This window comes from Microbispora sp. CA-135349, assembly GCF_050947365.1.
Classification (GTDB): Bacteria; Actinomycetota; Actinomycetes; order Streptosporangiales; family Streptosporangiaceae; genus Microbispora.
Window position 1 is genome coordinate 8438571 of the sequence record NZ_CP192001.1, and the last position, 14014, is coordinate 8452584.

A 14014-nucleotide genomic window follows, 5' to 3' on the forward strand; every position below is an offset into this window, starting at 1 on the left:
CCGCGGGGCGGCTCAGCCGTACCGGAGGATGAAGTCCTTCTCCGAGTCCTCGCTGTCGCCCGCTATTCGGCCGACCGCCCACATGCCGCTCGAACCCGGGATCCCGCTGATCGTCGCGTGCCGCACCGGAAGCCCCAGCTTGGGGCCGTACGACGTGGTCCAGGCGCCCTGCACATACCGCATGAAGAGGACCTGCTTCGGGTGGGAGGGGTCGACGCCGCTCATCCAGATGTTTCCGGAGGCGTCGGCGGTGAGGCCGGTGATGCGGCCCTTCGCCACCGGAAGGGGCACCTGGCTCCACGACTTGCCGTCGAAGTGCAGCACGAGCGGCTTGAAGTCACTCCAGTCGTAGGGGTTGCCGATCTGACCGACCGCCCAGACGTCGTTGGCGCCGATCGCCCGCACCTGGTTGAGCTGCCCCTCGGGAATCGCCGGGGTCCGGCTCTCCTCCCAGCGGACCCGGCCGCCCCGCTCGGTCCCCCGCACGACCAGCGGCCCGGTCTTCTGCGAGCCCACCGCCCAGATCTCACCCGTACCGGGACGGGCCGACAGCGCGGCGAGCGAGCCCTCGTGGGTGTACTCCCTGGTGAATCCGGCGCTGCCGCTCCAGCTCAGGACGACCGCACGGTCACCGATCTCGTTGAGACTTCCGGTGAACCACACCCGCCCCCGGCCGATCCCGACGTCGGACAGGCTCTTACTCCCGTCCTTTCCGAACGGCCGGTACATGCTCCAGCTCCTGCCGTTCCAGTGCCCGACCCGTACGTTCAGTCCATTGCCGACCGCCCAGACGTCGTGGGCGGAAGCCGCGCTGACGGCGGTGAAATGGTTCAGATCCGAGTCGTACCCCGCCGGCAGCCGGTAGGCGGGCATGGTCGCGCTCTTCCACTGGGTGCCGTTCCACCGTGCGATGGCGGGGCAGCTCTCGGCCTTCTCCCGCCCGCAGCCGTACCCGACGGCCCAGGCGTCCCGCGGGCCGGTCGCCGTCACGTCGATCAGGGCACTGCCGTTCGGCCCGAGGGTCGCGCCCTTGACGACCCGCCACTGCGCTGGGGCCGCCTGCGCGGTGCCGGCCCCGATCGTCAAGCCGGCCACCGGGACGGTCACGACCGAGATGGCGACGGCGAGCGTGACGCGGGCCGAGGCGCGAGGGATGTCCATGGCAGGGGTCCTTTCGTCTGCGGTGGGACAGACGCAGTCTGAGACGAACCCCTTGCAGTCCCCTTGATCGGCGGTTACCGCCGATCTCACGAATTCAGGGACATGCAAGCGGTCGGCCTTTCACTGGGCGCGATCAAGCCCGGCGCCGATCACGCCGGGAAGCAGCGCACCCAGGAGTTCGCCATGAAGCGCACCGCACTCGGTCTGGCCGTCACCGCGATCGCCGGCCTCGCCGTCCTCCCCTCCGCGGCCGCCGCCGGCACCACGACGGCCACCAGGTCCGTGAGCGCGGCGCCGAAGCCGCTCGCGGGTGTCGCCGTCTACCTGAGCTACGGCAAGGGCTATCCGATCAGCCGCTACGAACCGGGCAAGGGGTTCATCAAGCTCGGCAGCGCGCCGGATCTCACCTTCCAGGTCGCCGCCTCGCCCGACGGCACGAAGCTCGCCTGGGTCACCCTGGACCGCCTGCCGAAGGGCAGGCTCCATATCGGCGACGGGAGCGCGTCAAAGGTCGTGGCCGAGGGAGTCGCAGCCAACTTCCCCTGCTTCACCCCGGTCTGGTCCCCGGACTCCGCCCGGGTCGCCTTCTTCGGCAAGCACGTCAACGCCGAGACCGGGACACCTCTCATGGTCATGAACGCGGACGGCACGGGCGTACGCAAGGCCGGCGCACCGCTTGGCGCCTGCCACCTCGCCTGGTCCGCCGACGGGCGCCACCTCGCGGGGGCGGCCGGCGACGGCGTCTTCATTTTCGATGTCAAGACCGGGCGGTCGGTCCGGGTCAAGGGCATCAGGTACGCGAACCACGTGCACAGCCTGTCGCCGGACGCCAGGAAGGTCGTCGTACACACGTTTTCGGTGAATGACCCGGAAGGCGACTACGTCTGGCCGATCGGGTCCACCCCGACGATCGTCGACACCGCCACGGGCAGGCGGGTTCCCATCCCGGTCAAGGGGACGAAGATGGGCGCGTTCTACCTCCCCGACGGCCGTCTGGTAGTCCGCGTCCGCGGCCGCACGCACAACACCCTGGTCGTGCTCGACTCGGCCGGCCGGGAACTGCAGCGGCTCGCCGAGCCGGCCAAGGCGCGCAACCAGGCCCTGCTCCAGATCGTGAGATGACCCTGCCGCCTGCCCCGGGAACGAGCGGGTCGGCGAGTGTCGTTCAGCCGGCGAAGCACCGGCCGAGAGTGCTGGTCGGGCGGGAAGACATGGTAGAAGACATGCTCGATCCGCTCGTCGCGTACGACCAGAGTGAGGGCGTTGTAGAGCCTGACTCCGCCGACGTGGAAGCTCGGCAGGTTGAGCACGTCGGCGAGGCCGGCCTTCTTGACCAGGCGGCCCCAGCGGGGGCTACGGGCGAAGGCCTGAGCGATGGCAACGCCGCGGCTCGACACGCCGCATCAAAGAATGACCAGGACATTCAGCTAGCAATACCGGGAGAGCGGACAGCTTCACGGCGCTCGGTCAATTGCTGAGCCATCCACGCCTACGACTGAAAGGCTATGGTGTGTTTCAGTTCGGAGAGGGGACGAGGCGTGACCACTGGTGATGAGGTATCCCTGCCAGTATGGACACTCGCTACAGAGGCCTTGAGCGTGCCGGACGTGCTGGGCGATGAGGGCATGACACCGGCCCGGCTCGCAGAACTGCGAACAGTCCTGGCAACGCTTGCGGATTCCCCCATCGCCACGTTGGAAGCGCATCCGATGTCGACCAGGCGCGATCGGAACGGCGGAATTTCGCTCCATGCAGCCAGTCCTCTCGCTCAGCAGTTGTCGCACCTCGTGGCTCAGACAGCGAAGTCAGCGCCTCCGACGCTGAACGTCGCCACTACCGGTGAGGTGCTCTACCGGATGGTGGTGCCGGCCAAGGTAGCCGCACAGGTCGGTAAGGGGCTCGTCCAGCCCATGAAGGCATCTGCCGGAGGTGTTCACAGCGCGCTGGTCAACTCCGCCGGCCGCATCACGAATCAGGCGAGATTTGTTCCCGTTGCTGGTAAGGCCGCTGTTGCGGGTGCCGCGACCGGCTCGGCCGGCACGGCCGGTGTGGCTGCGGCCACCGCCGGAGCGTTTACCGTGGCCGCGCCACTCGTGCTGATGGCCGTCGCGGTCGGCGTCAGCGCCTACGCCGATCACCAGCGGCAGGAAGCGATCGAGCGGATCACCGACCTCCTGGAGCAGTTACACGAAGACAACCTCGAGAACGAACGCAGCGAGCTGGACGGTTGTCGTGACGCGATCGACAAGGCGACGTCGATTCTCCTCGACCAGGGCAGAATCGGCCTGTCGCTAGGGCTGGACACCTCGTCGTACGCGATCAGCACGGCGATCGAACGGGCCAAGCGTCGGCTCATGAAGTGGCAAGATGCGCTGGCCAAGCTGCCCGACGGTCCTGTCGAGCTTGATGTGTTGACGAAATCATTCCCGGGCGTCAACGAGGAAGGCGGAGCATTCCGGGCGCACGTGGAGCTGGCACGACTCGCCATCGCCCTCAAACGCCGAGTGCTCGTGCTTCAGGCGGTTGAACACGCGCAACTGGCGGGCACGGACAATCCGTTCAAGAGCTTTGCCGCATCGTTGCACGACGACGAGCGTCGCGTCGACGAGTTGGAATCAGGCATCAACTCCCTCCTTCTTCGACTGTCGACTCTCGAATTGAAGCGTGATGGCGGTTTCCTAAGCATCATGTTCACGCAGCGCGAGGTCGACGACCTGCTCAAAGCCGTATATCGCCTTCGCGCCCTGGGCGATGGCCTCAACGTGGGAACCCACCAGGCTGACGTCGCGATCGAAATCGAACGAAGCAGGGACGGATCGCTCGTGGTGTTCCCTGCGGTCACTGCCTGACCGGGCGCCGCGCGCAACCCGACACGGCTGGGCCACCGCCGGCCACCTGCCCACCGAGTTGGTGCCGAGTCGGGCTGCCGCCCACGGCGCGATCTTCGAGCAACCCCACCACCTCGGCCCTCGCTTTTGCTTTCCCGGGTGGCAGGTCAGCCGTAGGGGTGCGCCCGCGCGTCTCATGCCGCCCTGAAGACTTCGTCGCCGGATGCCCCGTCCGAGTTCGGCGCAGGGGGAGGCAGGGCCTGTTCGCACCAGATGGTCTTGCCGCGTGTCGTCTGCCTCGTGCCCCAGCCCTGCGTCATCTGTGCGACCAGCAGCAGTCCGCGGCCTCCCTCGTCGAAGACGCGGGCCCGGCGCAGATGCGGCGCGGTGTTGCTGCCGTCCGAGACCTCGCAGATCAGTGTGCGGTTGCGGATCAGTCGCAGCTGAATGGGGCCGGTCCCGTGGCGCATGGCGTTGGTGACCAGCTCGCTCACCACGAGCCCGGTGACGAACTCCATTTCATCCAGTCCCCATACGAGGAGCTGCTCGATGGCGAGCTTCCGGGTGTGCGAGACCAGGGCCGGGTCGGCGGGAACGTCCCACGTGGCGATCTGGTCCGGGGAAAGGGCTTCGGTGCGCGCGAGGAGAAGGGCCGCGTCGTCAGCCGCGCGGCCGTCGAGCAGGGCGCGGGTCACGGTGTCGCAGGTGTCTTCGAGTGATGCCGTCGGCAGTGCCAGGGCGTGGCGCAGCTCCGCGAGGCCCTGGTCGATGTCCCGGTGGCGGGCTTCGATCAGGCCGTCGGTGAACAGGGCGATGACGGTGCCCTCGGTCAGGCACAGCTCGGTGGTTTCGAAGGGCAGGCCGCCGATGCCGAGAGGAGGACCGACCGGCCCGCTCACCAGTTCCGTGGTGCCCTCGGGAGTGACCAGAACGGGCAGTGGGTGACCGGCGGTGGCTGTGGTGCAGCAGCGTGAGACGGGGTCGTAGACGGCGTACAGGCACGTGGCGCCCAGCTCGGCGGACGCGGCCGTGTCGCCTTCCGCCGTGCCGGGCTGTTCGTCGCCGGTGAGGTGGATGACCAGGTCGTCCAGGTGCGTGAGGAGCTCGTCGGGTGGCAGGTCGACGTCGGCCAGCGTGCGTACGGCGGTGCGCAGCCGGCCCATGGTGGCGGCGGCGTGGATGCCGTGGCCGACGACGTCCCCGACGACGAGGGCGACCCGGCAGCCGGACAGCGGGATCACGTCGAACCAGTCGCCGCCCACCCCGGCCTGTGCGCCCGCCGGCAGATAACGGGAGGCGATCTCCACCGCCGCCTGCACGGGCAGCCGCTGGGGCAGCAGACTGCGCTGCAGGGCGAGCGCGGTATTGCGCTCGTGGGTGTAACGGCGGGCGTTGTCGATGACGACGCCGGCCTTGGCGGCCAGCTCCACCGCGTAGGACAGGTCCTCCTCGTCGAATGGCCCGGGCAGACGCGAGCGCCAGAAGCTGACCACGCCCATCCGCCTCCCCCGGGCACGTAGCGGAGTCGTGATCAGGGAATGGATGCCGTGGTCCAGGATCCGCGCGGCCTCTTCCGGGTCCCCGGACCGCCACGCGGTGGAAGCCCCCAGATCGGGCTCGATCACGGCGAGGCCGTCGTCGAAACTGCGGGCCTGAGGCGTGGACGGGGCCCAGGTGACCAGCGCGCCGGGCGGGTGGAACGACGCGGTGTTCCCGACGCCTCCGATCGCCACCCGGCACAGCGTCTCGCCCTCGTCCGGCTGGTGGTCATCGCATCGCATGACGGCCACTACCAGGTCGACCGTGACGAAGTCGGCGAACTCGGGGACCACCACCTGCACCAGTTCTTCCGCCGTCCGCTTCACGTCGAGGGTGGTGCCGACGGCCGTGCTGGCGTCGTACAGCAGTTTGAGGCGCCCGTGCGCCTTCTCTGTCAGCCTGCGGCTCTCCTCCAGCGAGCGTCCCATGCTGTTGAACGCGACTTCGAGCTCGCCGATCTCACCCGCACCGGTTTCGGGCATGCGCGCCGTGAGGTCCCCGCCGGCCAGCCGGGACGCGACGGCGGCCGCTTTACGGACCGGCCGGACGATCGACCGGATCAGATAGGTGTCGAAGACAATGATGAGCAGGATCGATCCCGCTACACCGACCGACGCCGCCGCGGTGGCCCGGACAGCGGCTTCGGCGGCACGTTGCTGCCGCGACGCGAGAAGTTGATCCTCAAAACTCACGAAGCGCTGGAACTGGTCCCTGATCGCGTCGACGCGGCGCTTTCCGTCTTCCGTCACCGCCACGGTGCGGACGGACGCCGGGTCTCGCCGCGCGGCCTCCACGACCGGAATCGAATAGTCACGGATGTAGGCCTCGATGGATTGGTTGATCCGGCGCGCCCGCTCTCCCTGCGCGGCGCTGCGCGCGGTCGCGAGACGCTCGAAGGTGGCCGCCTGCCCGGGGATGGCGGCACGGGCCTGTCTCCATGGTTGCAGGAAGCGCTCCTCCCCGGCGATGACGAACCCGCGCTGACCGGTCTCGAGGTCGATGACGAGCCTCTGGAGGTGGTTCGCGGTCGTCAGCACATGTCTGGAGTGGTTCGTGAGCTCCACCGCCTCACGAAGACCCCCGATCGCCGGCAGGAGGAACGCGAAGGCGCCGCTGACGAGGCCCAGGAGCAGCACACTCACCATGATCGTGCGCCGGGTCAGTCCGCCCTTCCCCCCAGCCCATCGCGTAGGCCGCGAACCACTTACCCGCATGGCATGCCTCTTGACCAGCAGGAATATCGTCTATTTCGTCATCTTACGACGGTGACTCCTTCGCTCCGGGAACGGAGCGGTTCCTCGCTGGAAAAGGCGACGCGCCGCACGGTCTTCCTGATGCGCCACCTCAGCCGAGCGCCGGCTCGGCGACCCGGCGGTCCAGCAGGCGGGCGGGATCGACGACGGGGTCCGCTCACCGGCCGCCACCGGCCGGGGCGCGGGGCCGCCGGGTGCCGCAGAACCGACGGCCATCGGCGCCGATCCGGTGACGGCCGCGCGGCGCTGGCAGCGGCTGAGCGCCTCGGGCGAGGCGTGGACCACCGTCGCCCTCGGGCAGCGTCAGATGCACGCGATGAGCATGGCGTCGGCGCACGCCGCGTTCGGCGGCTTCGCCCGCACCGCCGGCGCCTGCGTCGACGTCCCGCGCCGAGTCACAAGATCTGCGCGGGCTCTCTCATCTGGTAAGCGGTGTGGTCGGCCGCGCCGGAACGTCCCCGAGATACGAAACAGTTCTCGGAGGAAGAAATGCGGGCAATTGCGTGCCGGGGTCGCGTCCGCGGCGCCGAGGTGACACCCCCAGAGCACTCGCATGTGACGAGCAGAAAAGTGCCGTACCTCCACGATTAGTGCATATCTGGACATAGCGAGAAATACTTCGACGCTTATGTAGCTGCGACCTGCCGCGCTCTCCCTGCACCCCTCCACAACGGACGTGACCCACGGTGCTCATGATTGAGATACTCATTCGTGACCAAATTGAGGTCCTCCGAAAAAGGACCCGATACGTCCAACTCGTGCATGTCCGGAGCCGAGACAGGAAACGGCGACGGAGCTCCGGGCAGTCTCAGGATCAGGGAGCTGAAATGAACGACGAGCGGATATCGGAACGCAGAGGCGTGGAAGCCGGCCAACTGGTCATGCCCTTCTATCTGATCTGCGATGTCTCCGGTTCGATGTACGACGACATGGCGGCCCTCAACGAGGGCGTCGAGCGGCTGCGCCGCGCGATCGTCAGGCAGCCCGTCGTCGACGACGTGGCGCAGATCTGCATCATGTCGTTCTCGGACACGGCGAAAGTGGTCATGCCGCTCTCGCAGATGAGCGAGACATCGGTTCCCACGCTCACGATCGAGGGCGGCACGAACTACAGCTGCGCGTTCCAGGAACTGGCACGGGTGATCGAGGACGATCGCGAGGACCTCAAGCGGCAGGGGTACAAGATCTACCGCCCCTGCGCCTTCTTCCTCACCGACGGCCAGCCCCTGGACAACCACTGGCAGCGGACCTTCACCAGCACACTGACCTATGACAAGACGACCGGGACCGGGATGAAATCCCACCCCATCTTCGTCCCGTTCGGTTTCCGGGACGCTCCCGAGGACGTTCTGAGGAAGCTCGCGTACCCACGGGACAGGGGGAAGTGGTACCACGCCAGGAACACCGGTATCGAGCAGGCGCTCGCCGGAATCCTGGACATCATCATGAACACCGTCATCTCGTCCGGCCTCTCGGCCGGGGCCGGTCAGCCGACCCTGATACAGCAGTCTCCCGCGGCGGGCTCGGGCATCGTTCAGGGCGACTCCGAATACGACGACGACTACATCTGATCCGCCACCAGTGACTTGCACAGAAGGTCGGCCTGTATGACATCGATCCAGGTGGGCGATCCGCGTGTCGCCGCTTCGCCCTTCGCCATCGGCGACCCCGGCCGTGCCGGCACGGAGTTGCCGGCCGGTCCTCCCGGTGTCCGCGTCGGGCAGTCGGACGTCGAGTTCAGTGCCGCCTCGCTGCCCGGAATGGTCGTCCGGGCGGTCACGATGAGAGGACTGCTGCACCGGGCGAACGAGCAGCCGCGGCAGGACGCCTTCGCGATCGCGCGGCACCACCCCGCGCCGGACACGCCCGCACGCGCGGTCGCGGTCGTCTGCGACGGCGTGGGCTCTCTGGGGCGATCCGACGAGGCCGCCGTGCTGGTGAGCCGCCGGCTCGCCGAGTTGGGCGCATCGGGGGCGGCGTGGCCGGACGCCTTCCCGGCCGTGAACGAGGAACTGCGTGCGTTCGCCGGCGAACCGCCGCGAGGCGACGCCCGCGAAGCCGCCCGTCTCGGCATGGCGACGACGGCCGTGGCCGTGGCCGTTCACCGTACGGCGGAGGAGTGGATCGGCGAGGTGGCCTGGGTCGGCGACTCCTCGCTCTGGCACCTGGGGGACGACGGACGCTGGACGGCGATCACCGGAACCGCCGAAGGAGACGACGACGACTTCCATTCGACCGCCGTCAGACCCATGCCGACGGCTGACGGCGCGTGCGCCTTCCAGAACTTCCGCGTGCCCGCGGGAGCCTTGTTCGTGATGTCGGACGGCATCGCCAACCCGTTGAAGTGGTGTGACGACGTGCGGGCGACGCTGGCGCACTGGTGGGAACGGCCGCCGGATCCGTTCACCTTCGCGGCGCAGGCGGCCTTCGCCCGCAAGTCACATGTGGACGACCGCACCGTCGTGGGCATCTGGCCCGACGAGGTGGGCGCGGGCGACCCCGCATGATCGTGCCCGAAGCCGATCTGGGACGTCTGACCTTCCTGGCGAAGGGCGCGTTCGCCGAGGTCCACCGGGTTGAGGAATACACGCTGCCCGGGGATGCGGCGCCGCTCGCGTACAAGAAGTTCATCAGGGAGCACGCCGCGCAGGCCAGGTCCGCGCGCACCACGGTCGGGTTCCGCGACAACCTGAGCCCCTCCGAGCAGCGTGATCTGGACAGGTTCGCCGCATGGCCGAAGGCCCTGGTGGCAGATGCGGCCGGGGACGTCTGCGGGGTGCTGATGGTCCTTCTTCCTGAGGACTTCTTCTGCCGGCAACTCGACGACTCCGGGCAGATGACGACGGCTCCCAGGGAGTTCTCGTGGGTCATCTCGACCGCCGCACAGCGCGCCGCGGCTCAGGTCGACATCCGCGACATCGAGTTCACCGAACGGCTGGTGCTGCTCGCACAACTGGCCTACTTCTTCGGGCGGCTGCACAAGCACGGATGGGTCTACGGCGACTGCAGTTTCAGGAACATGGCCTTCGCGCTGGGTCCGCCGAGATTGAAGGTGCTCGACTGTGACGGCGCCGCCGCACTGACGGACACGAGCCGCGAACAGGCGTCCACCTTCTTCTGGGATCCCCCCGAGTGCCCGATCAGCCCCCCGCCGGGGCAGCGCAGACAGCAGGAGCTGCAGGACGACGTCACGGACGTGTACAAACTGGGGCTGGCGATCCTGCGGTGCCTGACTCCGGGCAAGGGCGCACCCTCCACCCGGGCGGTCAGCCGTCTGTCCGGTGAGCTCGACAGCGAGGGAACGGACCTGCTGACCCGGGCCCTGTCCGCGGACCGGAGCACTCGGCCCACGTCCAAGGAGCTGTACCTCTACCTCAGGGGAGTCGTGGCGAGCAGGACCTCGCCCCCCGGCATCGTCCATGCCCGCGTCGCGACGCCCTACCGTGTACGGGGCATGGACGTGCGCGTCGAGTGGCGGATCACCAACGCGACGACGATAGAGATCAGAACGGGAAGTGAGGCGCCGATCACGCTGGACGCGGCCCAGCACCCCGACGGCTGCGTCTTCCGGCCCGCCAGGTCCGGCCGGGTGACGCTGGAAGCGCGCAACGACTGCGCCTCCGTGACGATGGACCTCGGCGAGTTGACGCTCTACGAGTTGCCGGCGTTCGATCTGAGCCTGCATCGGCTGCCCACGGCACACGTCCCGTCCATGGAGACGTTCCAGCCGCCTTCGCTGGCGGCCGTGTTGCCGGGGCGCCCACGGATCGCGGCGGGATTCGGCGCCGTCGAATTGCCTTCGCTCCACGTTTTCGATTTCGTCCACAGCATGCTTCCGGTCGAACCGGCCCTGATGCCGGCCCCCCGGATCAGCGCGGTCGTGAGCGAGGCGACCGGCGTCGTGAGGGCGTCCGTGACGGACGCGGCAAGTGACATGGCTGCGGTGCTTCACCGTACGTTCATCGAGAAGGCCACAGCGGACAGTTCGGAAGGTGCCCAATCGTGATGGAGCGGATGAGCGAATTCCTCGCCTGGCTCGGAGGCGGGGAAAAAGAGGCCCTGCGGCACGTTCCCACCGAGCGGTCCAGGTTCACCCAGATGGCGCTCGTCCTGCTGACCACGGCAGGGCTCGCCGTGGTGTCGATGGCCTTCGCACTCCACGACGGCCTGAAGGTGGACTGGCTTTGGGCTGTGGTCTTCGGGCTGCTGTGGGGGTTCGTCATCCTCAACCTGGATCGACTGCTCGTGCTGAGCATGGGGTCGATCCGGGATCGCAAGCGCGTGCTTCTCATGGCGTTGCCCCGGCTGGGCATGGCCATGGTGCTCGCTGTCGTGATCTCCACGCCCCTCGTCCTGCGCGTGTTCGCCAGCGACATCAACGTCCAGATCTACACGACGCAGCAGGAGACGTCGGCCCGCATGAAACTGCTGCAGGCCAACAGCGCGGAGCAGGACCGGGCCAACAAACTCCGTCAGAAGATCCAGGAGGATCAGGAGATCCTGGCCGGCAAGCTGTCGAGGCAGTTCACCAGCCCGCAGCTGCAGACGGCCCAGGCCAAGGTGAGCGAGCTCCAGCGCCGGCTCGAGACCGGCGAGGAGAAGGCGAATGTGGCCCTGGAAGCCTGGAAGTGCGAGCTCTACGGTGCCGGCGAGAAGTGCAGGAAGGCCTCCGACAAGGCGGGACCCGGTCCGCTGGCGGCGACCAAGGAGCGGGAGTACCGGCAGGCCGTGAGCGCGGTCAGGTCCGTCCGCACGGAGTTGAAGGCCGCGCGGGCCGCCGCGAGCACCGCGGAGAAGGGAGTCGCGGACCAGCAGGCGGAGGCCCTTCGGAAGGCCCAGGACGACGCCCGGGCGGAGCTTCCCGGACTCCAGGCGCAGTACAGGGAGATGGAGGCCTCCCTCCAGGCATCGGCGGCCCGGGGTACCACGCTGAACGGGAACGACGACGGACTTCCCGCGCAGGTTCGGGCTCTCTTCGAGCTCGGCGAGCGGGACCTCTCCCTCTCGCTCGCACACCTTGCCGTGTTCTTCCTTTTCTTCATGATCGAATTACTTCCCGTCACCGTGAAGATCCTGATCAACATGGGCCCGATGTCCCCCTACGAAGCGTTTGTGAAGTTCCGCGGAGACGCGCAGATCGACGAGGCGAAAACCCGGCGCGTCGAAGCCCGGCGGATCGAGGAAGGCAGGTCGCGGGTCAGAGTCGAGGTCGCGGAAGGCAAGGAGCGGGTCAGGGGCGAGATCGAGGCCGACATGCGGAGACGGGAGGCGGATCTCGGCAAGCGCGCCAACGCGCACGTCGCCGCGGAGATGACGAAGATCCTCGACATCGCACTGCAGGAGTGGAGCGAACAGGTGCGCTCCCGGCTGGCGAAGACGCACTCGGACGGCGACGGGACGCCGCCGCCCTCGCACGGAACCACCTCCGCCCCGGGTGACGGCGGCTTCACGATGCCTCCCGTCAACGGCGTCCGGCCCCCCACCGTCCAGGTGACCTCACCGTTCTTCCTGCCGGACGGGGACGATTTGTGAGATCCCTGCCCGAGGAGTCGGATTCGCAAGGGTGCCTGCTGGTCGTCGCGAGCTACGCCGATCTGGCGAGCACCCTCGAGAGAGTGACGAAGGACGCGGCGACCCGGTTGCTGATGTCACCGGTGATCGGCGATTTCATCGAGCTACGTCTCGTGGACCTCGGACACCGGCCTCCCGGCGACGGCGTCCCCGCGGCCGCGGTGGAACGGATCGTGAACGAGATCACGCGACCTGCGGGCGGTGCGAGCGAGAACTACTTCGGTCTGCTGGTCGTCGACGGCTCCGCCGCGACCGTGGAACGGCTGCTCGACGCATGCCGCGCTGATCGGACGATGGCGGCGCTGCCGCTGCGGTGTCGTGGTTTCGCCGCCAAGGACGACAGGCACATCGGGGACACGCAGACCGGGATGGAATCCGCCGGGGGCCGCGACGAGGTGGCGCCGCCGGCGGCCGGCAGCGTGGACATCGTGGTCCCCGAGGCCGGTCGCTGGACCCAGCGCGGCATGGTGGACGACCTGAAAAGGTACGCCGAGGATCTTCTTCACCACTTCGCCACCACCCACGTGTCCGGTCTCACCGGTGACGATCTCGACTTCATCCGGCGCGCCCGCACCTCCTCGCCGGAGGACGGGGAGGTGGAGGCCGACGATGTCGTGCTGGACCTGGAACCCGCGGCCGGCGTCGCGAACGAGCCGGCCGCGGATCAGCCGCTCCCCGGAAACCGGCCGTCGTCCGAGAGCATCGTCCCCGCCCTCTCATCGGCGGCTGTGGTGCCGTCCGCGCATCCGATGCCGCCTGCCGGGAGCGCGGGTGCTCCGTCAGAGCCGGTCATCGCCGCCCGCCTTCGACCGGCGGCTCCGGTCAGTGCGGTCACCGCGCTGCGGCGACTCGCCGGCCGCCTGCTGCGCAGGCCCCCGGCCGCTCCGGCGGATCCGTTGCCGGTCGCCACGGCCCCGGCGCCGTACGAGGCGGATGGGGCGGTCGCTCTCGTCTATCTGGCGATCGCCGAAGGCGTCACGGTGGACGACTCGGACGCCTGGCGTCGCGGGCGCTCACTGATTCAGGAGATCGACAAGAGAATCGCCGCGATTCCGGGAGCCGCCTATCGGATCCGAGTGGTGACGAGTCTGGATGAGCCGGCGGAAAGAGCTCCTCGCCCTCCCGGTGAGTTGTCGAGGCGCGACATCAGGCGATCGGCCTCACGCTTCGACTTCATCGAACTACTGGTGAAGTTGAAGGCGCAGATAAGCGGGGACCTGGCGACGATCGGCGGTTCTCCGCCTCCCGCGGTACGCCCCGCCGTGGTCGTCTTCGCCGCGGACGTTCCCATGGGGGACGTGGTCACGATGCAGGAGTACCTGGAGCTGGTCGGCACCGCCTCGGTCATCTGGATCACACCTCTCGAGTCGTCGGCCCTGCTGTCCCCGGAATTCGCCGTGGACGGCGTACGTGTCCTCACCGATCACGACGGCATCGCCGACGAAGTGGCCACCTATCTCCGCGTCGACGCCGGCGCGGGGTCGGTGAAGGAGCAGACCGAGTCACCCTGAGCACCGCCGCCCACCGGCGGACGACGACCAGCACCGGGCCGAAAGTCCCACGTATCGCGGGACTTCCGAACGATCTCGCCGTGCCGTACGGCTCCTGCGGCACGGCCGGTGCTCGCGGTTCCCTTGAGATGTCGCGAGAGAGAAGACGTTG

The 14014-nt window shown here is 68.3% G+C and carries 9 protein-coding genes; 7 read left to right on the plus strand and 2 right to left on the minus strand.

What is annotated here, in order from left to right:
- Positions 1 to 12: 12 nt before the first annotated feature.
- Positions 13 to 1161: a hypothetical protein gene (locus ACQPZZ_RS38875; RefSeq protein ID WP_432927406.1), complete on the minus strand. Its 1149-nt coding sequence runs from the start codon at positions 1159 to 1161 to the stop codon at positions 13 to 15.
- Between the two features lie 183 nt (positions 1162 to 1344).
- On the opposite strand from ACQPZZ_RS38875, the gene ACQPZZ_RS38880 reads away from it, so the two are divergent.
- Together ACQPZZ_RS38880 and ACQPZZ_RS38885 are read left to right on the plus strand one after the other, a co-directional pair.
- On the plus strand, positions 1345 to 2283 hold the full coding sequence (locus ACQPZZ_RS38880; RefSeq protein ID WP_432927408.1) for a TolB family protein: 939 nt from the start codon (positions 1345 to 1347) through the stop codon (positions 2281 to 2283).
- A gap of 416 nt (positions 2284 to 2699) precedes the next feature.
- Positions 2700 to 4010, plus strand: a complete 1311-nt coding sequence (locus tag ACQPZZ_RS38885) for a hypothetical protein (RefSeq protein ID WP_432927410.1) — start codon at positions 2700 to 2702, stop codon at positions 4008 to 4010.
- Positions 4011 to 4183: 173 nt separating this feature from the next.
- Here the strand turns inward: ACQPZZ_RS38885 and ACQPZZ_RS38890 are convergent, their stop codons facing one another.
- Positions 4184 to 6664, minus strand: coding sequence for a SpoIIE family protein phosphatase (locus ACQPZZ_RS38890; RefSeq protein ID WP_432927412.1), 2481 nt, complete (start codon positions 6662 to 6664; stop codon positions 4184 to 4186).
- Positions 6665 to 7608: 944 nt separating this feature from the next.
- On the opposite strand from ACQPZZ_RS38890, the gene ACQPZZ_RS38895 reads away from it, so the two are divergent.
- From ACQPZZ_RS38895 to ACQPZZ_RS38915, 5 genes are read left to right on the plus strand one after another with little or no spacing between them, the layout of a single operon-like run.
- Positions 7609 to 8352: a vWA domain-containing protein gene (locus ACQPZZ_RS38895; protein ID WP_432927414.1), complete on the plus strand. Its 744-nt coding sequence runs from the start codon at positions 7609 to 7611 to the stop codon at positions 8350 to 8352.
- A 36-nt stretch (positions 8353 to 8388) separates the two neighbouring features.
- Positions 8389 to 9288, plus strand: coding sequence for a protein phosphatase 2C domain-containing protein (locus tag ACQPZZ_RS38900; RefSeq protein WP_432927416.1), 900 nt, complete (start codon positions 8389 to 8391; stop codon positions 9286 to 9288).
- The gene (locus tag ACQPZZ_RS38905; RefSeq protein WP_432927418.1) at positions 9285 to 10787 is read left to right on the plus strand and encodes a hypothetical protein; all 1503 of its coding nucleotides are present in this window, start codon (positions 9285 to 9287) and stop codon (positions 10785 to 10787) included. The genes ACQPZZ_RS38900 and ACQPZZ_RS38905 overlap by 4 nt, the downstream gene beginning before the upstream one ends.
- A gap of 8 nt (positions 10788 to 10795) precedes the next feature.
- Complete coding sequence (locus ACQPZZ_RS38910; protein ID WP_432927420.1) at positions 10796 to 12313, plus strand: DUF4407 domain-containing protein; 1518 nt, start codon at positions 10796 to 10798, stop codon at positions 12311 to 12313.
- Positions 12310 to 13863, plus strand: coding sequence for a hypothetical protein (locus tag ACQPZZ_RS38915; protein ID WP_432927422.1), 1554 nt, complete (start codon positions 12310 to 12312; stop codon positions 13861 to 13863). Before ACQPZZ_RS38910 ends, ACQPZZ_RS38915 begins: the two co-directional genes overlap by 4 nt.
- Positions 13864 to 14014 lie beyond the last annotated feature (151 nt).